Annotated in this window: 18 protein-coding genes; 9 read left to right on the forward strand and 9 right to left on the reverse strand. The window is 62.1% G+C overall.

Features of this window, described 5'->3' with window-relative positions; translation table 11 throughout:
• The first annotated feature begins 133 nt into the window (after window positions 1-133).
• The 3 genes from K9B32_RS22590 (at window position 134) to K9B32_RS22600 (ending at window position 3,946) form a co-directional block, all read left to right on the forward strand.
• Window positions 134-2,242 carry a S9 family peptidase gene (locus K9B32_RS22590; protein ID WP_224566172.1) on the forward strand — a complete coding sequence of 703 codons (2,109 nt, stop codon included), beginning with the start codon at window positions 134-136 and terminating at the stop codon, window positions 2,240-2,242.
• Window positions 2,243-2,373: 131 nt separating this feature from the next.
• Window positions 2,374-2,895 (forward strand): DUF1697 domain-containing protein, encoded by a 522-nt coding sequence (locus K9B32_RS22595; protein WP_224566174.1) that lies wholly within the window; start codon window positions 2,374-2,376, stop codon window positions 2,893-2,895.
• A 97-nt stretch (window positions 2,896-2,992) separates the two neighbouring features.
• Window positions 2,993-3,946, forward strand: coding sequence for a homocysteine S-methyltransferase family protein (locus tag K9B32_RS22600; RefSeq protein WP_224566176.1), 954 nt, complete (start codon window positions 2,993-2,995; stop codon window positions 3,944-3,946).
• Window positions 3,947-3,949: 3 nt separating this feature from the next.
• On the opposite strand, the gene K9B32_RS22605 is transcribed toward K9B32_RS22600, so the two are convergent.
• Window positions 3,950-5,401: a DHA2 family efflux MFS transporter permease subunit gene (locus K9B32_RS22605; RefSeq protein ID WP_224566178.1), complete on the reverse strand. Its 1,452-nt coding sequence runs from the start codon at window positions 5,399-5,401 to the stop codon at window positions 3,950-3,952.
• Between the two features lie 135 nt (window positions 5,402-5,536).
• Here K9B32_RS22605 and K9B32_RS22610 point away from each other — a divergent pair, with 135 nt between their 5' ends.
• On the forward strand, window positions 5,537-5,815 hold the full coding sequence (locus K9B32_RS22610) for a hypothetical protein (RefSeq protein WP_224566180.1): 279 nt from the start codon (window positions 5,537-5,539) through the stop codon (window positions 5,813-5,815).
• Window positions 5,816-5,880: 65 nt separating this feature from the next.
• Here K9B32_RS22610 and K9B32_RS22615 read toward each other — a convergent pair whose 3' ends face one another.
• Complete coding sequence (locus K9B32_RS22615; protein ID WP_224566182.1) at window positions 5,881-6,195, reverse strand: type II toxin-antitoxin system ParD family antitoxin; 315 nt, start codon at window positions 6,193-6,195, stop codon at window positions 5,881-5,883.
• Between the two features lie 26 nt (window positions 6,196-6,221).
• On the opposite strand from K9B32_RS22615, the gene K9B32_RS22620 reads away from it, so the two are divergent.
• From K9B32_RS22620 to K9B32_RS22630, 3 genes are all read left to right on the forward strand, one after another.
• Window positions 6,222-7,730 carry a protein adenylyltransferase SelO gene (locus tag K9B32_RS22620; RefSeq protein ID WP_224566183.1) on the forward strand — a complete coding sequence of 503 codons (1,509 nt, stop codon included), beginning with the start codon at window positions 6,222-6,224 and terminating at the stop codon, window positions 7,728-7,730.
• 133 nt (window positions 7,731-7,863) lie between these two features.
• Entirely contained in the window at window positions 7,864-10,203 is a 2,340-nt protein-coding gene (locus tag K9B32_RS22625) for a glucose/quinate/shikimate family membrane-bound PQQ-dependent dehydrogenase (RefSeq protein ID WP_224566185.1), read from the forward strand.
• A 114-nt stretch (window positions 10,204-10,317) separates the two neighbouring features.
• Window positions 10,318-10,791, forward strand: a complete 474-nt coding sequence (locus K9B32_RS22630) for a hypothetical protein (RefSeq protein ID WP_224566187.1) — start codon at window positions 10,318-10,320, stop codon at window positions 10,789-10,791.
• A 57-nt stretch (window positions 10,792-10,848) separates the two neighbouring features.
• On the opposite strand, the gene bla is transcribed toward K9B32_RS22630, so the two are convergent.
• The 3 genes from bla to dmeR all read right to left on the reverse strand — a co-directional run bounded on the left by bla (window position 10,849) and on the right by dmeR (window position 13,089).
• Complete coding sequence (gene bla, locus K9B32_RS22635) at window positions 10,849-11,739, reverse strand: class A beta-lactamase (RefSeq protein ID WP_224566189.1); 891 nt, start codon at window positions 11,737-11,739, stop codon at window positions 10,849-10,851.
• A 66-nt stretch (window positions 11,740-11,805) separates the two neighbouring features.
• Entirely contained in the window at window positions 11,806-12,792 is a 987-nt protein-coding gene (gene dmeF, locus K9B32_RS22640) for a CDF family Co(II)/Ni(II) efflux transporter DmeF (RefSeq protein WP_224566199.1), read from the reverse strand.
• A gap of 24 nt (window positions 12,793-12,816) precedes the next feature.
• Window positions 12,817-13,089 carry a Ni(II)/Co(II)-sensing transcriptional repressor DmeR gene (gene dmeR / locus K9B32_RS22645; protein ID WP_224566201.1) on the reverse strand — a complete coding sequence of 91 codons (273 nt, stop codon included), beginning with the start codon at window positions 13,087-13,089 and terminating at the stop codon, window positions 12,817-12,819.
• Between the two features lie 428 nt (window positions 13,090-13,517).
• Between dmeR and K9B32_RS22650 the strand changes: the two genes are divergently transcribed.
• Both K9B32_RS22650 and K9B32_RS22655 read left to right on the forward strand, forming a co-directional pair.
• Window positions 13,518-14,012 (forward strand): GNAT family N-acetyltransferase, encoded by a 495-nt coding sequence (locus K9B32_RS22650; RefSeq protein ID WP_224566204.1) that lies wholly within the window; start codon window positions 13,518-13,520, stop codon window positions 14,010-14,012.
• Window positions 14,013-14,052: 40 nt separating this feature from the next.
• The gene (locus tag K9B32_RS22655) at window positions 14,053-14,631 is read left to right on the forward strand and encodes a type 1 glutamine amidotransferase family protein (protein WP_007791956.1); all 579 of its coding nucleotides are present in this window, start codon (window positions 14,053-14,055) and stop codon (window positions 14,629-14,631) included.
• Window positions 14,632-14,650: 19 nt separating this feature from the next.
• Here K9B32_RS22655 and K9B32_RS22660 read toward each other — a convergent pair whose 3' ends face one another.
• From K9B32_RS22660 to K9B32_RS22675, 4 genes are all read right to left on the reverse strand, one after another.
• Window positions 14,651-15,616, reverse strand: coding sequence for a hypothetical protein (locus K9B32_RS22660; RefSeq protein WP_224566206.1), 966 nt, complete (start codon window positions 15,614-15,616; stop codon window positions 14,651-14,653).
• A gap of 132 nt (window positions 15,617-15,748) precedes the next feature.
• Entirely contained in the window at window positions 15,749-16,666 is a 918-nt protein-coding gene (locus K9B32_RS22665; protein WP_224566208.1) for a c-type cytochrome, read from the reverse strand.
• A 97-nt stretch (window positions 16,667-16,763) separates the two neighbouring features.
• The gene (locus tag K9B32_RS22670) at window positions 16,764-17,213 is read right to left on the reverse strand and encodes a c-type cytochrome (protein WP_224566210.1); all 450 of its coding nucleotides are present in this window, start codon (window positions 17,211-17,213) and stop codon (window positions 16,764-16,766) included.
• A gap of 147 nt (window positions 17,214-17,360) precedes the next feature.
• Window positions 17,361-17,999, reverse strand: a complete 639-nt coding sequence (locus K9B32_RS22675) for a LysE family translocator (protein ID WP_224566212.1) — start codon at window positions 17,997-17,999, stop codon at window positions 17,361-17,363.
• Window positions 18,000-18,027 lie beyond the last annotated feature (28 nt).

Genomic DNA, 18,027 nt, shown 5'->3' on the forward strand with positions numbered 1-18,027 from the left:
TTAAACAATGTGGTGACATCAAGGCAACGTGAGCATTCCTTCGGTTTTGTCGCAGCGCTGTCTTCGGCGCTTGATCCGCGGCATCCGCGCCTCTATCTCTTGCCCACCTGACACCCCGTATCCGGAGCCTTCCTTGACCGTCTTCAAGAACCTGCCGAACCCGCCCGCTGCCGCCAAGAAGCCGATCTCCGATATGCGCCACGGCATCACCCGCACCGACGACTACGCCTGGCTGCGGGCCGACAACTGGCAGGCGATGTTCAAGGATCCATCGATCCTCGATCCCGCGATCCGGCAGCACCTGGAAGCCGAAAACGTCTACATGAACGCGGCGATGGAAGACACCAAGGCGCTGCAGAAGACGCTGTTCTCAGAGATGCGCGGCCGCATCAAGGAAGACGACAGTTCCGTGCCGATGAAGGACGGCGACTATGCGTACGGCACGTTCTTCGTCACCGGTGGCGAACAGCCGCGCTATTTCCGCATCCCCCGCAACGGCGACGTCAAGGACGAGACGATCCGCGCCGTCCTGCTCGACGGCGACAAGGAAGCCGCCGGCAAGGCCTATTTCCGGCTGGCGGGCCTCGACCATTCGACCGACCACAGCCGCGGTATCTGGGGTTATGACGACAAGGGTTCGGAATTCTACACACTGAAGGTGCGCGATCTGGCGACCGGCGAGGACATGGCCGATGTCATCGAGAACACCGGCGGCGGCGGTGCGTGGGCACCTGACGGCAAGAGCTTCTTCTACTCCGCGCTCGACGAGAACCACCGTCCGTCGAAGGTCTTCCACCACATCATCGGGACACCGCAAGCGGAAGACCGGCTGGTCTACGAGGAGAAGGATGCCGGCTTCTTCATGGGCGTCGGCGGCTCGCTTCTCGACGATTTCATCTACATCGACATCCACGACCACGAAACGTCGGAATACCGCCTGCTCTCCACCAAGGATCTGACGGCGGAGCCGAAGCTCGTGGCCGAGCGTGAGGAAGGCATCGAATATTCGATGACGGAAGGCGGCGGCGTCTTCTACATCCTTACCAACGACGGCGACGCCAAGGATTTCAAGATCATGGAAGCGCCGGTTGAAAACCCGGGCAAGGCGAACTGGCGCGAGGTCGTGCCGCACAAGCCGGGAACCTTGATCATCAGCCACATGGCCTATGCCCGCCACCTGCTCTGGCTGGAGCGTAAGGACGGGCTGCCGCAGATCATCATCCGCGACCGTCGCACCGGCGAGGAGCATGCCATCGCCTTTGCCGAAGAGGCCTATTCGCTCGGGCTGCAGGGGGCCGCGGAATACGACACCGACGTCATCCGCTTCTCCTATTCCTCGATGACGACGCCGTCGCAGCTTTACGACTACAACATGGTGACGCGCGAGCGCACGCTGCTGAAGACGCAGGAAGTGCCCTCCGGCCACAATCCCGACGACTATGTCACCCGCCGCGTCTTCGCCCCGGCCTGGGACGGCGTTGAGGTGCCGGTCACCCTGCTCCATCGCAAGGATACGCCGCTTGACGGCTCCGCGCCCTGCCTGCTCTATGGCTACGGCGCCTACGGCATCACCATTCCGGCCGGCTTCAACACCAACTGCCTGTCGCTTGCCGATCGCGGCTTCGTCTATGCCATCGCCCATATCCGTGGCGGCAAGGACAAGGGCTTTGCCTGGTACGAAGACGGCAAGATGGAGAAGAAGACCAACACCTTCAAGGACTTCATCGCCGCCGCTGACTATCTGAATCAGGAGAAGTTCACCTCCTACGCCAACATCATCGCCGAGGGCGGCTCGGCCGGCGGCATGCTGATGGGCGCAGTTGCCAACATGGCACCGGAAAAGTTCGCCGGCCTGATCGCCGCGGTTCCCTTCGTCGATGTGCTGAACACCATGCTCGACGACACGCTGCCGCTGACCCCGCCGGAATGGCCGGAATGGGGCAACCCGATCGAGAGCAAGGACGAATACGAACATATCGCCGGCTATTCGCCCTACGACAACGTCGGCGCGAAAGCCTATCCGCCGATCCTGGCGCTCGGTGGCCTGACGGACCCGCGCGTCACCTACTGGGAGCCGGCAAAGTGGGTGGCAAGGCTGCGCGAGAAGACGATCGGCTCGGCGCCGATCCTCTTGAAGACCAATATGGATGCCGGCCATGGCGGCGCATCGGGACGCTTCCAGCGCCTCGAGGAGATCGCCTTCGAATATGCCTTCGCGATCAAGGTCGCGGGGAAGGTTTAGCGGGGATGTCACGTGCCGTAGGCGCCTGACACTAAAGTTACCCGCCCTCTCATCCCTCATTCCTGTCCTTGTGGCAGGAATAGGCGCAGAGGTTGTGCGGCCGCTCTTTCGCTGATCACAGGAGGAAGCCCATGCCTGTCTACATCGCTTTGCTTCGAGCCGTGAATGTCGGCGGCACGGGCAAGCTGCCGATGACGACGCTGAAGGCGGTCTGCGAAGAGCTCGGCTTCAGCGACGTGAAGACCTACATCCAGAGCGGCAACGTGCTGTTTTGCGCCGACGAGCCGAAAGCTGAGGTCGAGCAAAAGCTGGACGAGGCGCTCGGGAAGCTGCTGGGCAAGAAGCCCGGCGTGATGCTGCGCAGCCGCAAGGAGCTGGACGCGATTGCCACCAACGTGCCCTTTCCCGACGCCAAGCCAAACTATCTGCTGGTGAGCTTCCTGCCCGAGGAAGCACCAAGCGATGCGCTGGACAAGATGGTCGCGCCCGATGGCGAAGAGGCAGTTCTCGCCGGGCGCGAAATCTACGTCCACTTCCCGATCGGCGCCGGCAAATCGAAGCTCAAGCTGCCAGCCCTGAAACCGGGAACCACGCGCAACCTGAATACGGTACGCAAGCTCGCCGAGATGGCGGCTGCTATGGAAGACCGCTGAAATTTCACTGTACCACCGCGGGAGTATATTTTAGAACATGCTAAATCATTAGTATTGCGTCGCAGCATTCTCTTTCATCCAGCTGAGGAAAGATACGATGGCGACCTACCGACACAGCTTGCCGCAGCTCGAGGGCGGCTTCTTCGTGACCGATGGCGGCATGGAGACAACCTTCATCTTTCTCGACGGATTGCAGCTGCCGCACTTCGCATCGTTTGTGATGCTGGCTTCGGAGGAAGGGCGCGACCGGCTACAGGCCTACTATCGCCGCTATCTTGATATCGCCCGCAAGCATGGCGCCGGCTTCATTCTCGACACGCCGACATGGCGGGCTAATCCGGATTGGGCCGGGAAGCTCGGCTACACGCGCGAAGCGCTGCACGCGGCCAATGTTGGCAGCGTCGCGCTGCTGGCAGGCTTGCGCGAGCGATACCAGCAACCGGGACAGCCGATCGTGATCAGTGGCGCCATCGGGCCGCGCGGCGACGGTTACAAGGCCGGCAGCATGGACGCGTCCGAAGCCGAGGATTACCACAGCGTCCAGATCGGCAGCTTCGCCGAAAGCGATGCCGACATGGTGACCGCCTTCACGCTGACCAACATCGACGAGGCGATCGGCGTAGCGCGAGCGGCCACGGCCAGAGGCATGCCTTCCGCGATCTCCTTTACCGTCGAGACTGACGGCAGGCTGGTAACCGGGCGCAGCATGCAGGAAGCGATCGAGACGACGGATGCGGCGACCGGCGGTTCACCCGCCTACTACATGATCAACTGCGCCCACCCGACGCATTTCGCCGAGGCGCTCTATCATGGCGCCGGCTGGACGAAACGCATCCGCGGGCTGCGCGCCAACGCTTCGCGCATGAGCCATGCGGAGCTCGACGAGAGCGAGACGCTCGATGCGGGCAATCCCGTCGATCTCGGGCAGCGCTACAGACAACTGATGCGCAAGATGCCGCAGGTCAGGATCGTTGGCGGCTGCTGCGGCACCGATCACCGGCATGTGGCCGCGATCTGCGAGGCCTGTCTGCCGGAGCTTGCCCGCGCCTGAGGGTCAATGCTCGGCGGTGTGCGCTGCCTTTTCAGCGCCATGGCCGCTGATGTCGGCGCCGGCGCTGCGCGAAAAGCGCAGGTTCCAGAACGTCGCAGTGATCGAGATCGCGGTCACGAAGAGGAAGGCCGCGGAGAAATCGTGGAGTTGCGGCGTTTCGCTGCCGTTGACCGTCATCGAAGTGTGCAGCGCCAGCGCGCCCACGCAGATGCCGAGCGACAGCATGAGCTGCTGGAAGGTGGTGTAGAAACTGGTGGCCGAACTCATCCGGTCGCGGTCGATCTCGTCATAGGCCACCGTATTGTAGGCGGTGAACTGGAACGACATGAAGAAGCCGCATATGACGAGGATCGCGAAGATCAGCGCCAACGGCCAGTCCGGCCGGAAGGCGGCGCAGAGCGCATAACCGCAAGTGGCGATGATGCCGTTCGCGACAAGGCTGTTGCGAAAGCCGAAGCGGCGCAGCACGCGCGGCGCAACGGCCTTCATCGCCATCGAGCCAAGAGCTGCGGCAGTGACGAGCTGACCGGCCTTGGCGGCCGACAATCCGAAGCCGAGCTGGAAATAGAGCGGCAGCAGGAAAGGCTGCGCGCCTTGCGTGATACGGGTCAGCGAGCCCGCGATGACCGAGGTGCCGAAGCTCGGCACCTTCATCAGCGAGAAATCCATGATCGGCGACGGATGGCGGCGGGCGTGCTTGAGATAGGCGACGCCGAAGAGCAGACCGACAGCGATCAGGAACAGCGAGAAGGCGCCCTCGCCCGGGCGGCTCGAGCTTTCGAAGCCAAACAGTAGGGAGCCGAGCGCGATGCCGGAGAGGATGAAACCAACCGTGTCGAACGGGCGCTTCGCCTCGCCCTTGAAGTCCTCGATGAAGATCGAGACCAGCGTAAAACCAATGATGCCGATCGGCACGTTGATATAGAAAATCCAGCGCCAGTCGAGATAGGTGACGATCAGGCCACCGACCGGCGGACCGAGGATCGGGCCGATCAGCGCCGGCACCAGCAGCCATGACATGGCGTTGACCATGTCTTTGCGGTCGACGCTGCGCAGCAGGACCAGGCGACCGACCGGCAGCATCATGGCGCCGCCAAGACCTTGCAGCAGCCGCGCCAGCACGAGACAGAGAAGATTGGGCGAGAGCGCACAGAAGATGGAGCCGGTGACGAAGACGGCGATCGCCGAGCGGAAAACGGTGCGCGAGCCGAAGCGATCGGCAATCAGGCCGCTGGCCGGGATGAAGATCGCGAGACTGAGGAGGTAGGAGGTCAGCGCGATGCTCATCGACGGGGCGCTGACGCCGAAATCGCGTGCCATGGTCGGCAGCGCCGTCGCCAGCACGGTCGCGTCGAGCTGCTCCATGAACATGGCGCTCGCAACGATCATCGCTATCACGCGGAAATTGGGCTTGGCGCGCCCGATGGTGGCCGCCCGATAGATCTGATCCGACATCGTTAGGGATCACTCGCAATGGCGTGGCCGTCGCGGAAGCGATGGCCGCGGTATGGTATGGCGTAATGCCAAAAGGGGAGATTGATGTATACGCCCGCAAATGTGGCGGCGTTATGCTTAAATGGAAAGGCAGCCGTGTCGTTTGGGAATGGCTGGGAAACCTGCTCAATCGTCGCGCAGAAGTGCTTCGTAATCCTGTCCGCCGGAGAAGATGTTGGTGATTTTGACCGCGTCATCTTCGACGACGTGAAGTATCACGATGCGTCTCTCAAAAACCGCCATGCGCAGGTTGGCGCCGAGGTCCGATCTTGCCACACCGCCAAATGGCGCATCGCCGACACGTTCGCAACGGTCGTTCAGGCGCTCTATGCAACGCTCGGCGTAACGCGATTTCGACTGGCTTCGAGAACGTAAGTGAAGAGTGAGACGATCGCTTCGAGTGCCGCTGGTCGGTACTCTACCGAATGGTGCTCCATTACTCATCGGTGCTTTGCAAAGAGGGCGTCGACGGCCGTTCTCATCTCCCGGCCGTTTAATCTCGCTCGAGGATCATCCAATGATGCCTGCACGCGGGCGCGGATCGCCGCGATGCGCTCCTTGTGCTCCTCTTCGCGCCGCATCCAAACGCGCATGGCTTCGCGCAGCGCTTCGCTGGTCGAGGCGCAGGTACCGGCCTCGACTTCGGCCCTGTCACATTGACCATTTCGGCCGGCGGGGTGATGTTCAACTTTTCCATCGAATACGCTACATTCAGAAATAGGATAAAATCCTACCACCGCTGTTGCTTGCAGCAACCGCCGCCTGGCACTACCTATGGAGCATGACCCAAGCCCTGCAGAATGTTGCGCGCACCGGCGCGCCCTTCGCCTTCGACAACAGCTATGCGCGGTTGCCGCAGCAGTTCTTTACGCGCCAGGCGCCCTCGCAGGCCGCCGAGCCGTGGCTGATCAAGCTGAACGAGCCGCTTGCGGAAGAACTCGGTCTTGATGTCGAGGCGCTGAAGCGGGATGGTGCTGCGATCTTTTCCGGCAACCTCGTGCCTGAAGGCGCAGATCCGTTAGCGATGGCCTATGCCGGGCACCAGTTCGGTGCTTTCGTGCCGCTGCTTGGCGACGGGCGGGCAATCCTGCTCGGCGAGGTGATCGACCGCAATGGTCAGCGCCGCGATATCCAATTAAAGGGTGCCGGCCAGACGGCCTACTCTCGCCGCGGCGATGGCCGCGCCGCGCTCGGGCCTGTGCTGCGCGAATATATCGTCAGCGAGGCGATGTATGCACTCGGCGTGCCGGCGACCAGAGCGCTTGCAGCTGTTTCGACAGGGCAGCCCGTCTATCGCGAAAACATTCTGCCGGGCGCGGTCTTCACCCGCGTTGCCGCGAGCCACATCCGCGTCGGCACCTTCCAGTTCTTCACCGCACGCGGCGATACGGACGGCGTGCGGGCGCTTGCCGACTATGTGATCGACCGGCACTACCCGGAACTCAAGGACAGGGACAGTCCCTACCTCGCGCTCTACGAGGCCGTTTGCGAGCGGCAGGCTGCGTTGATCGCAAGCTGGCTGCATATCGGCTTCATCCACGGCGTCATGAACACCGACAACATGGCCATTTCGGGCGAGACGATCGATTTCGGCCCCTGCGCCTTCATGGATGCCTACGATCCCCGCACCGTCTTCTCGTCGATCGACCAGGGCGGGCGCTATGCCTATGCGAACCAGCCCGGCATTGGCCAATGGAACCTGGCGCGACTCGGCGAAACGCTATTGCCGCTCTTCGATGCCGATGCGGAAAAGGCCGTCGAGCTCGCCAACATCGTGATCCAGCAATATGGCGAGCGCTTCCAGATCCACTGGCTGCGCGGCATGCGCGAGAAGATCGGCCTGACGAGGGTCGAGGATGGCGATCTGGACCTTATCCAGTCACTGCTTGCCACGATGCAGGCGCAGCAGGCTGATTTTACCCTCGCCTTCCGCCGCCTTTCCGACGCTGGCGGCTCTGGAGATGGCGAGGCGCTTTTCCTCTCCACCTTCCGCGAACCGGATGGGGCACGCGAATGGCTTGGCCGCTGGCGCGATCGCCTGACGCGCGACGAGGGCCGGACCGAGGACGACCACAGGACGGCAATGCGCGCCGTCAATCCCGCCTTCATTCCGCGCAACCATCGTATCGAGCAGGCGATCAATGCGGCCGTCGAAGATGCGGACTTCTCGCTCTTCGAGGCGTTGCTTGCGGTGCTCGCCAAGCCCTATGACGACCAGCCTGGCTTTGCGGCATACATGGAGCCGCCGAAGCCGGAAGAACGCGTGTTGCAGACCTTCTGCGGCACGTGATCGGGCGAGAACCTTCTCCCTCTGACACCTATGGTCGCAGTTGACGCTCGTTTCGACCGCTCTATCTCGCTGATTCGCGGACTTTTTTCCCGCTCTGATCGCACCCGGCTAACATCAGCGGGAGTCTTCCCAGATGGCAATCGTCCTTACTTCCATATTTTTCATCCTGATTGGCCTTGCGCTCGGCGGCGGCGGTCTTTGGCTCGTCATGCTCGGCGGCAGCTTCTTTTATGCATTCGCAGGCGCCATGTTCCTGCTGACTGCCATCCTGCTTCTATTGCGCAGGGCAGCCGCGTTGTGGGTCTATGCGGCGCTGATCGCCGTGGCCTTGGTCTGGGCGATCTGGGAGGTCGGCTTCGACTGGTGGCAGCTTGGGCCGCGCGGCGGGTTGATCATTCTTCTCGGCTTGTGGTTGTTGACGCCCTGGATCCGCAGGCCGCTCGGCTTCTTCAGCCCGACCGGGATCTCCTATGGGGCAAACCCCTGGCCGCTCGCCATACCGGTTGTGATTGCGATCGCGATCGCCGGCTATTCGATGACCACAGATCCGCACCGGATCACGGGCAATCTGCCGACCGAGGCCGTAACTAGTCCCACGGCTTTCGGCGGTGTTGTGCCCAATGAAGAGTGGCATCAATACGGCCGCACACCCTTCGGCCAGCGTTACTCGCCGCTCGACCAGATCAACGTCAGAAACGTCAAGGATCTCAAGGAGGTCTGGCGCTACCAGACCGGTGATGTGAAGCGACCCGAGGATGTCGGCGAAACGACCTATCAGGTGACGCCGCTGAAAGTCGGCGACACGCTGTACCTCTGCACGCCGCACAACTGGGCAATCGCGCTCGACGCCAAGACTGGCAAGGAGAAATGGAAGTACGATTCCAACTCCGGCATGAACCCGAACCGCCAACACCAGACCTGCCGCGGCGTCACCTATTATCGCGACATGGCCGCAGCCCTCGGTTCTGCCTGCGCCGAGCGCGTGTTTCTGCCGACCTCCGACGCCAGGCTGATTGCGCTCGATGCCGCAAATGGCCAGATCTGCACGAGCTTTGCTGAAGATGGCGTGCTGCATCTTGAAAAAGGCATGCAGTACAATCCGGCAGGCTACTACTACTCGACGTCGCCGCCGGTCGCGGTCGCCGGCAAGCTGATCGTCGGCGGCGCCGTCAACGACAACTATTCCACAAAGGAGCAGTCCGGCGTTATCCGCGCATACGACATCAATACCGGCGCGCTCATCTGGAACTGGGATTCCGGCAATCCCGATGTCACCACGCCGATCGCCGAAGGCCAGACCTACACTACCAACTCTCCGAACAGCTGGTCCATCTTCAGCGTCGATGACGGTCTCGGCATGGTCTACATCCCACTCGGCAACCAGGTACCCGACCAGCTCGGCATGAACCGCAGCGCCCATGTCGAGAAATACTCCTCCTCGATCGTCGCACTCGACATCGCCACCGGGCAAGTGAAATGGGTACAGCAATTCGTGCACCATGACCTGTGGGACATGGACGTTCCCGCCCAGCCCGTGCTCTTCGACATGACGAAGGCCGACGGAACGGCCGTGCCGGCACTCGTTGCTCCGACCAAGCAGGGCGACATCTACGTGCTCGACCGGCGCACCGGCGAGGCAATCATCCCATTCAAGGAGATACCCGCCCCCGGCGGCGCGATCCCGGAAGATCATACGGCGCCAACGCAGCCGATCTCGGACCTCACCTTCTCGCCGCCGCCGCTTCAGGAGAGGGATATGTGGGGGGTCTCGCTGTTCGATCAACTCGCCTGCCGCATCCAGTTCCATCGCTACAAGTACGAGGGCCGCTACACCCCGCCGTCATTGGTGGGCTCTATCATCTACCCCGGCAACTTCGGCACCTTCAACTGGGGCAGCGTGGCGGTGGATCCCGAGCGGCAGATCATGTTCGGCATGCCGACCTATCTCGCCTTTACCTCGCGGCTTGTGCCGGCGGCCGACATCCCGCCGAGAGGCCAGGACGAGAAAGGCAGCGAACAGGGCCTCAACCGCAACGACGGTGCCCCCTACGGCGTCTTCATGGGACCGTTCCTCGGCCCGTTGAGTATCCCTTGCCAGGCACCACCGTGGGGCTATGTCACAGGTGCGGATCTGCGTACCGGAAAGATTGCCTACAAGCGCAGGAATGGCACGGTCTACGACATGACGCCGCTGCCGCTGCCGTTCAAGGTTGGCGTGCCCGGCATCGGCGGCCCGATCCTGACGAGAGGCGGCGTTGCCTTCCTCGGCGCCGCCGTCGACAACTTTCTGCGCGCCTATGATGTGACCAATGGCGATCAGCTCTGGCAAGCCCGTCTGCCGGCCGGCGGCCAGGCTACGCCGATGACCTACACGACCAGCGACAACAAGCAGTTCGTTGTCATGGTCGCCGGTGGACACGGCTCGATCGGCACCAAACCCGGCGACTACGTGATCGGCTACGCCCTGCCCTGAACTCGGGACGCGTGACGGACGGCCGCCTGTGACGGCGCCGTCCGAGCTCGTGGCGGCAAGCTCCAGGCATGTCTGGCGCGCCATTCTCCCGCGCATTGTGTCAGGGCGAATTTCATGAAGATCGGCAGCAGCATTTCCAGCACCTATGGACTGACCAACCTCTTTGGCCAGTCCGGCCAGCGCAACAAACAGCAGACCAGCGATATCGAGGTCAGCGTTCGCCAAAGCGGCGCGGCTCTTCAGCCAAGCAGCGCGCCGACGTCGATTTCCAGTACGATGTGGGCTCTGCAGAGCAGCGGCAGCGTTACCATGGATGGTACCGAGGATCCGGCCAAAGCGCGCCATGACGCCGTTGTCTCCGAGTTCACGGACCTCGCCAACCAGACGCCGGCAGAGCGCATCCGCGCGCAGATCCTCGAGCGGCTCGGGCTCACCGAAGACGACCTGAAGGCCATGCCATCAGAAGAGCGCGAGGCGATCGAAAAGCAGATCTCGGACGAGCTGAAGCGGCAGCTGACCGGCGACGGCGACAGCAAGGACAAGCCGAGCGCCGAACGATCATCAGCGCCTGAGGGCTTTACAAGCTGATTCAAATCGATGTGACGGAGATTCACGTTTCCATCGCATCTCTTTGACAGGACAATCTTATCCGACCATGTCGGTCACGATCTTTCCGACCTCGGCGAAGATAGGGTTGATCTCGGACACCGGCGCCTTGGCCTGCGTCACGTAAGCGGCAACCAAGATCGCGCCATGACCGGGCGGCCAGACAATCGCTATATCGGCAGCACTGCCGTTGTTGCCGGTGCCGGTCTTGTCCCCGATCTTCCATGCATCCGGCAGGCCCGCGCGCAGACGTGCGCCGCCTGTCGTATTCGCCACCATCCATTCAACCAGCTTGTCGCGCGACGGTTCCGACAGGGCCGAGCCCAGCGTGAGGTTGCCGAGCGTGTCGACCATCGAATCGGGGGTAGTCGTATCCTGCGGATCGCCGTCCTTGGCTTCGTTGAGCGCCGTTTCCCAGCGGTCGAGTCGCGTCGACCGATCGCCCAGCGTGCGCAGCCATTTGGTGAGCTCAGAGGGGCCGCCGAAGCTTTCCAGCAGCAGGTTGCCGGCCGTATTGTCGGAGAGCGTGATCGCCGCCTCGCAGAGTTCACTGAGGCTCATGCCCTCGCCGCCGACGTGCTTTTCCGTCTCCGGCGAGTAGGTGACGAGCTTGTCCTGGTCGTAGACGACGCGTCGCTCGAGAGTCTCGTGCCCCTTGTCGACGCGCGCCAGCACCAGCCCTGCGGCCAGCACCTTGAACGTACTGCAGAGAGGAAAGCGCTCGGTCTCGCGATAGCCGAACGAAATGTTGGTCTCGGTGTCGATGGCGGAGACACCGATGCGACCGCCGATCGCTTTTTCGAACGCTTCCATCCGCCGGTTGATTTCATCATCCCTGTCTTCCGACCGCGCAATGCGCGACAGGAACAAGGCGGGTGAAAGCAGTGCCGAACCAAGTAGCGTCCGGCGGCGGATCGAAACGCCACGCATGAAAATTCCTCTGCCTGAATCAATGGACACAGCGCTAGAGACTGATTGTGGCCCGGATGAGTCGCGTCAAGCGGCCGCCGACTGCGTTACCTCGACGGTAACGTGCGAGAGGCCGGCAACGGGCTCGAGCTTTGCCTTGTAGAAGGCAGGGCTTTCCGGCTGCGGCGTCACAAGAGCAACAATCGCGGCGTGATGGCCGGGTCCGACCTGCCAGACATGAAGATCGGTGATCCGCTCGCCGCCCGTTTCCAGCGCCGAACGGATTTCGCGCTGCAGAACCGCCTCCCGCGGTACGACATCGAGCAGCACGCGGCCTGAAGACTTCATCAGGCCCCAGGACCATTGGGCAATGATCAGGCCGCCGACGATACCCATCAGCGGGTCGAGCCAGAGCCAGCCATAAAGACTGCCGAGCAGCAGTGCGGCAATGGCGAGCACCGATGTCAGCGCATCGGCAATGACATGGACATAGGCAGCGCGCATGTTGTTGTCGGAGGCATGCGCGGAACGAGCATGATCGCCATGATGGGTATGAGCAGCGTGGTCATGGTGATGCTGATGCTCGTGATGGTGGGAATGGCCGTGGCTGTGGCCATGATGGTCGTCCTTCAGGAGCCAGGCGCTCGCCAGATTGACCAGTAGGCCGACGACGGCGACGCCGATCGCCTGCGAAAAGCTGATTGGCACGGGATGCGTGATGCGCAGGAAGCTTTCCCAGGCCATCAGCAAGGCGATCAGCGCCAGGATGATGGCGCTGGCAAAGCCCGCGAGGTCGCCGAGCTTGCCGGTACCGAAGGTGAAGCGGGGATTGCGCGCTTGCCGGCGCGCATAGAGGTAGGCAACGGCGGAGATCAGCAGGGCGCTGGCATGGGTCGACATGTGCCAGCCATCAGCGACTAGCGCCATCGAGCCGTAGTAGGTTCCGGCGCCGATCTCGACCACCATCATGACGGCGGTGAGCGCAATGACGAACCAGACACGACGGGCGTTGCGGTCGTGATCGGCGCCCAGGAAAACGTGGTCGTGCTCGAGTCTTTCGGTCTGTGCGTTCATCGCACGCTCCTCATGTCGGTTGTGTCAGCGAATGTAGGTCCGCAGGACTTCGGATATTTCTTCGACGGCTTCCATGCGGGCCTTCTCATCGGCGGCGTGCAGCACATGCTCGTGCAGATGATCGTCCAGCACCTCGCCGGTCAGCCCGTTCAGGGCGCCGCGGATCGAGGCAAGCAGTTGCAAGATCTCTCCGCAGGGCCTCTCGGCCTCCAGCGCGCGCTCGACAGCCTCCAGCTGGCCTTTCAGACGGCTGACGCGGGCCATCAGTTTTTTCTTCTGATGCGTGGCGTGGGACATGACGTCTTCCATTTAGTATAGGGGGGTACCCTATCTCAGCATCTCGACGATGAAAAGTCCCCTCACCGTCTGGCGTTTGGCAACATTCTGCACCACGCTTCGGCGTCGAGAACGACATGGCCTTGGCGCCGTTTTGCCATCGTGCCGACGCATCCGGTCTTCACTCATCGACGAAAAGGCGAAGGACCGGCTGCGCCGACGAACGCTGCACGCTTCCCGGTGGCGACGCGTAAACCCCATTGACAAACGGCGTGTTCTGGATGATTTATCGGCGCATGATCAAGAACGCGCACATCACCAGCACGTATTTTTGGCTGTACCTGTAAAGGGCGGCCGGACAGATCATATTGTCAACAAGCCGCCGTCAGGCGGCTTTGTTGTATCGGCAGCGTCCTGACGGCAGAACACCACACAAGGACGCGAAGACCATGGTTGAAATCGAAGACAGCGAAATCTCAATGATCCGCCCGCCGGTGATCAATATCCGTGCGGCTAAGCCGCGCGACCTCCCCGAACTCAGCGAAATGATTACCCTGCTCGCCAAACATCATGGCGATGCTTCCGCCTCGAGCCCGGAGCAGCTCGAACGTGACCTTTTCGGCCCGGTGCCGTGGATCACCGCGCTCGTTGCCGAAACCGACGATGGCCTGATCGGCTACGCCATTCTCGTGCCGCTGTACAGGGCGCAGGATGGTGCGCGCGGCATGGATTTGCATCATCTCTTTGTGCGTGACGGCCATCGCGGCCACGGCGTCGGGCAGCACCTCGTCAACCGCGCCCGCGACACAGCACGCAGCGCCGGCTGCGGCTACCTCTCCGTCAGCGCCGCCACGGGCAACGTGCAGGCACATCGCTTCTACGAGAATATGGACTTCGTGCCTCGCCCGGTCACCGGAATGCGCTATATGCAGGCTTTGGCATGAGCGGCGTTGGCCGCCGCGGACATTCGGCAGGGAGAAACCGATGACCCGACTTGCAATCGTGCTCACCAACGGATTCGCCGACTGGGAGGTCGGGCAACTGACGGCCTCCGCACGTTCCTACTTCGGCTTCGACGTGGTGATCGCAACGCCCGATGGCTCGGAAGTACGCTCGATGGGGGGCATGCGCGTCGCGGCCGATACCGTCGCGGAAAACCTGCATGCCAGTGCCTTCGACGGCCTCGTGCTCTGCGGCGGGACGATCTGGGAAACGGAAAAGGCGCCCGACCTGAGAACCGTCATCTACGACTTCCTTGCTCACGGCAAACTCGTCGCCGGGATATGTGGCGCAACTCTGGCGCTTGCTCGTGCCGGAGCGCTGAATGCCACCGACCACACCAGCAATGCCGCCGATTTCATCGCCGGTGTACCTGGGTACACCGGACACGCCCGTTACAAGGACAGCCCGCAGGCCGTGCGCGCCGGAAAACTGGTGACGGCGCCGGGATCGGCACCGATGACCTTTGCCGCGGAAATCTACCGCGCGCTCGGACATGCCGGCGACGAACTGGACCAATACGTCCTGATGTTCGGTGCCGAGCATCAGCCGAAAGCCGCGTGAACGACGCTGCTGCCTTAGCTCATCGAAGCACCGGCTCGCCGTGGAAACGGCGGCGCGACGGCTTGGAAACGCCGAAGCCCACCTCCATCATCAGGCGCGGCTTCGTCTTGGCGACCGTTCCCATATGAAAGCCGAAGGGATCCTCCACGAAGCCGAAGCCTGCTGCGCCGGTCAGCGTGGTCACGCTCTCCTTCCCATAGAAATCCAGGATTTCATTCGCGGGGTGGCCGACCAGCAGGGTCAATTGGTGCTTGATACGCCGCTTGTTGTGGCTGCCCCTGACATAGACATGCGGGCCGGCGCCTTCGTCGACGTCGACGAGATAGAAGAAGAACTTCAGCATTCGCCAGTCGTCGAGATCGAAGTGATACTTGTCCAGCGACGCCAGGCTGCGCTCGGCCTCGCTGGCCCTCGTCGGAAAACTCCACCAGATGCGGGTGGTAATGAGGCGGGCTTGGGCGCCGAGATAGCAGCGCGCGATCTCCGACAGAACAGGATCACGCTGGACGGTACGAACCGCCGGGCAATCAAGCGCCCGTTCGAAGTGGTGGCCGCTCAGGATCGATCGTCCCCATTGCTGCTCTGCGTCGCGATGATCCGACGCCAGGAACTCGATCTTGCGATCGAAATTGCCGAAGCACGGTGTGGCGCTTGCAAAGCTCGCGATTTCACTGGTGATCGCCTCAGGTAGCGTCAGGTTGGGAAATATCCCGTCGCGCCTGAGCGCCGCGACGGCATCTGCATGATCCACGCCCTTGAAGAGCGTCGGCAGATTCTCGATCGCGCCATTGCTGCGTCGTGCGGTCAGCCAATGCGCCTTGCGCGCCGGTATGGTGCGCGCCAGCAGGAACATCGGCAGCCATGCAGGATTTTCACGGATGTCGGCCATGTAGGTCGGTATCCGCACCGCCATGCGCCGCAATTTGCCGCCCTTGCGGGCAACAGACTCGAGATCATCTGCAGGGTTGGCCGACGTGCTGTGCATGCAGCTGTCCTTTCGGAAGACGTGGATGGGCGTCGTTCGGAAAACGAACCTCGGAAGGGTTCGTCACAGGGCGTTCAGTGTGCACGACCCAGTGGAGTGCTGCAATGCGGCATTTTTGAGATATTGCTAATACTAGCGGTTCGGGACCGCCTTCAGATAGGCTGCGATCGCCTCGAGCTCCGGTTTCGGCAGATGGGCGAGGTTGCGCTGTACCTCGGCCATCGAACCGCCGGCCGTATCGAAGTCGGGCGTGAAGCCGGTTTCCAGATAGTTGGCGATATCCTCCTGGCTCCACGAGCCGACGGTCTTCGAGCCCGGTGTGACATCAGGGATTCTGCCCTGGCCCTCCGGGTTTGGCGCACCCGCCAGCCATTTGTCCGCCTCGAACCCGCCGAACTGATCGCGCGGGGTGTGACATTCGCCGCAATGGCCGGCGCCTTCGACCAGATACTGCCCGCGCTTGACCTTGTCGTCGACATTGGCCGCAAGCGCGACACGCGGTTCGTTATTGAAATAGAGGAACTTCCAGCCACCCAGCGCCAGACGCATATTGTAAGGGAACGGCAATTCGTGCGGCGGGGCGACGTTGGCGCTCTTCGGCAGCGTCTTCAGATAGCCGAAGAGATCGTTGACGTCCTTGTCGCTCATCCGGGCATAGGAATTGTACGGAAAGGACGGGTAGAGATGCTCGCCGTTTTTGGCAACGCCGCGCTTCATGGCATTGCCGAACTCGGCCAGCGTCCATGTCCCGATACCAGCCTTCTCGTCAGGCGAGATGTTGGGCACGTGGAAGATGCCGAAAGGGCTCTTCACCGCCAGACCGCCTGACAGCGTGAGCTTGGCGTCCCCCTCCGATCCCGGCGCAGCGTGGCAACTGACGCAGCCGCCCGTCCAGAAGACCATTTCACCGTTCTTCAAATCGGCTTCACCAAGGTTGGCCCAGTGACTTTCAGGAAGCGCGTTTGGCGCGGTGATGAAATAGAAAACCGCTCCGCCAATGACGAACACTCCGACGAGACAGAGTAAAAACCGGACGAACCTGCGGACCATTCACCGCTCCTGTTGCCAATAATCCTATCGAAAACATAAAACGATCCGCACCAGCGGCAAGGCTGCTGCGGATCGTTTGACTGAAATGCCAGGATCGTTAGTCGGTCTTTATGCGGAATTTCTCGTGACAGCCGCCGCAATTGGCGCCAAGCGTCTTCATTGCGGCGCCGACAGCGGCCGGGTCGGCCGGAAGCTGCGCGAGGACCGTGCTGGCATCCGCCGAAAGCTTCGCCGCACGGGCCTTGAAGTCCGCTGGATCTTCCCAGATCTTCGGGCTTGCCGCCTTGTCCCCCTTTTCGGTCCCAGGCTTGAACTGATCCGGGAATACCTTCGCGGTCTCCGAGATCGTCGTCAGGGAAGCCTTGACCACCTCTGCGTCATAGGGCTTTTCGCCCTTGGCGATCGCCACCATGGCGCCCGCCGCGCCGCCAACTTTCTTCATCAGCGCGGAGCGCGCGTCGTGCGTGCCTTCCTCCGCTGCAATGGCAACGCCTACGACCCCCAGACCGGCGACAAGCACTGCCGCGGCTATAGCTTTCAGTCTCATGTCTCCACTCCTCTTTGATAGCAAGGTCCGCGAAGCCCGGCGCTTCGGCAGACGGGCGGCATCATGGCAAATTTTTTCGCCTCAAAAAGTAACAAGTGGGTGAGATTTCAGGAAAAACGGAGTTCTAATTCGTTTCGTATTCGCGCCTCATACCGCGGCGCGCCAGCCGTGCCATGCGGTGAGGATCGAAACGGCGATCAGGAGCGCGCCGGCGATCCGCCCGACGAGGATTGTCGCCTTCGGATTGGACACCAATATCGTGCGGCTTCGCGCCGCCGTCAGCGCCAGGGTGCCATAGACAGCGGCCTGGGTCGCCATGGTCATGAAGCCCATGACGAGACCCTGTGCCCAGATTGGCCCGTAGACCGGCTTCAGAAACTGCGGATAGACAGCGATCATGAACAGATACGCCTTGGGGTTCATCAAGCAGGTTGCGGCACCCTGGCGAAAAGCCCGCCAACCCGAGCGCAGGCCGCCGGGCCCGACGCTATCGACGGTGATCGAGCTGCGCATCAGCGTGCAGCCGATCCAGGCCATGTAGGCTGCACCGGCAAAAAGCAGCGGGTTGAACAGCATCGGCAAGAGGACGGCGAGCACGCCGACCCCGATCGCGCCATAGAGCGAGTGCACCGCCCCGCCTGCCATGATGCCGGCGGTCGCGGCGATGCCAGTGCGCCTGCCGCCGGTCAGCGAATTGGCCAGCACGAACAGCATATCCATGCCCGGGACGATGATGATACCGAAGAGAAGCGTGAAGTAGAGCCAGAGATTTTCGCTGTAAGTCATGTCAGTTGCCCGCTATCCAATTCAAGGT

It is taken from the genome of Rhizobium sp. 3T7 (assembly GCF_020166565.1).
GTDB lineage: Bacteria > Pseudomonadota > Alphaproteobacteria > Rhizobiales > Rhizobiaceae > Rhizobium.

What these genes read in the sequence shown, in the direction of transcription:
- K9B32_RS22595 (WP_224566174.1), top strand. Translation starts at nt 2,374, where the DNA reads ATGCCTGTCTACATCGCTTTGCTTCGAGCCGTGAATGTCGGCGGCACG.
- K9B32_RS22600 (WP_224566176.1), top strand. Translation starts at nt 2,993, where the DNA reads ATGGCGACCTACCGACACAGCTTGCCGCAGCTCGAGGGCGGCTTCTTC.
- K9B32_RS22605 (WP_224566178.1), bottom strand. Translation starts at nt 5,401, where the DNA reads ATGTCGGATCAGATCTATCGGGCGGCCACCATCGGGCGCGCCAAGCCC.
- K9B32_RS22620 (WP_224566183.1), top strand. Translation starts at nt 6,222, where the DNA reads ATGACCCAAGCCCTGCAGAATGTTGCGCGCACCGGCGCGCCCTTCGCC.
- K9B32_RS22625 (WP_224566185.1), top strand. Translation starts at nt 7,864, where the DNA reads ATGGCAATCGTCCTTACTTCCATATTTTTCATCCTGATTGGCCTTGCG.
- K9B32_RS22630 (WP_224566187.1), top strand. Translation starts at nt 10,318, where the DNA reads ATGAAGATCGGCAGCAGCATTTCCAGCACCTATGGACTGACCAACCTC.
- bla (WP_224566189.1), bottom strand. Translation starts at nt 11,739, where the DNA reads ATGCGTGGCGTTTCGATCCGCCGCCGGACGCTACTTGGTTCGGCACTG.
- dmeF (WP_224566199.1), bottom strand. Translation starts at nt 12,792, where the DNA reads ATGAACGCACAGACCGAAAGACTCGAGCACGACCACGTTTTCCTGGGC.
- dmeR (WP_224566201.1), bottom strand. Translation starts at nt 13,089, where the DNA reads ATGTCCCACGCCACGCATCAGAAGAAAAAACTGATGGCCCGCGTCAGC.
- K9B32_RS22650 (WP_224566204.1), top strand. Translation starts at nt 13,518, where the DNA reads ATGGTTGAAATCGAAGACAGCGAAATCTCAATGATCCGCCCGCCGGTG.
- K9B32_RS22655 (WP_007791956.1), top strand. Translation starts at nt 14,053, where the DNA reads ATGACCCGACTTGCAATCGTGCTCACCAACGGATTCGCCGACTGGGAG.
- K9B32_RS22660 (WP_224566206.1), bottom strand. Translation starts at nt 15,616, where the DNA reads ATGCACAGCACGTCGGCCAACCCTGCAGATGATCTCGAGTCTGTTGCC.
- K9B32_RS22665 (WP_224566208.1), bottom strand. Translation starts at nt 16,666, where the DNA reads ATGGTCCGCAGGTTCGTCCGGTTTTTACTCTGTCTCGTCGGAGTGTTC.
- K9B32_RS22670 (WP_224566210.1), bottom strand. Translation starts at nt 17,213, where the DNA reads ATGAGACTGAAAGCTATAGCCGCGGCAGTGCTTGTCGCCGGTCTGGGG.
- K9B32_RS22675 (WP_224566212.1), bottom strand. Translation starts at nt 17,999, where the DNA reads ATGACTTACAGCGAAAATCTCTGGCTCTACTTCACGCTTCTCTTCGGT.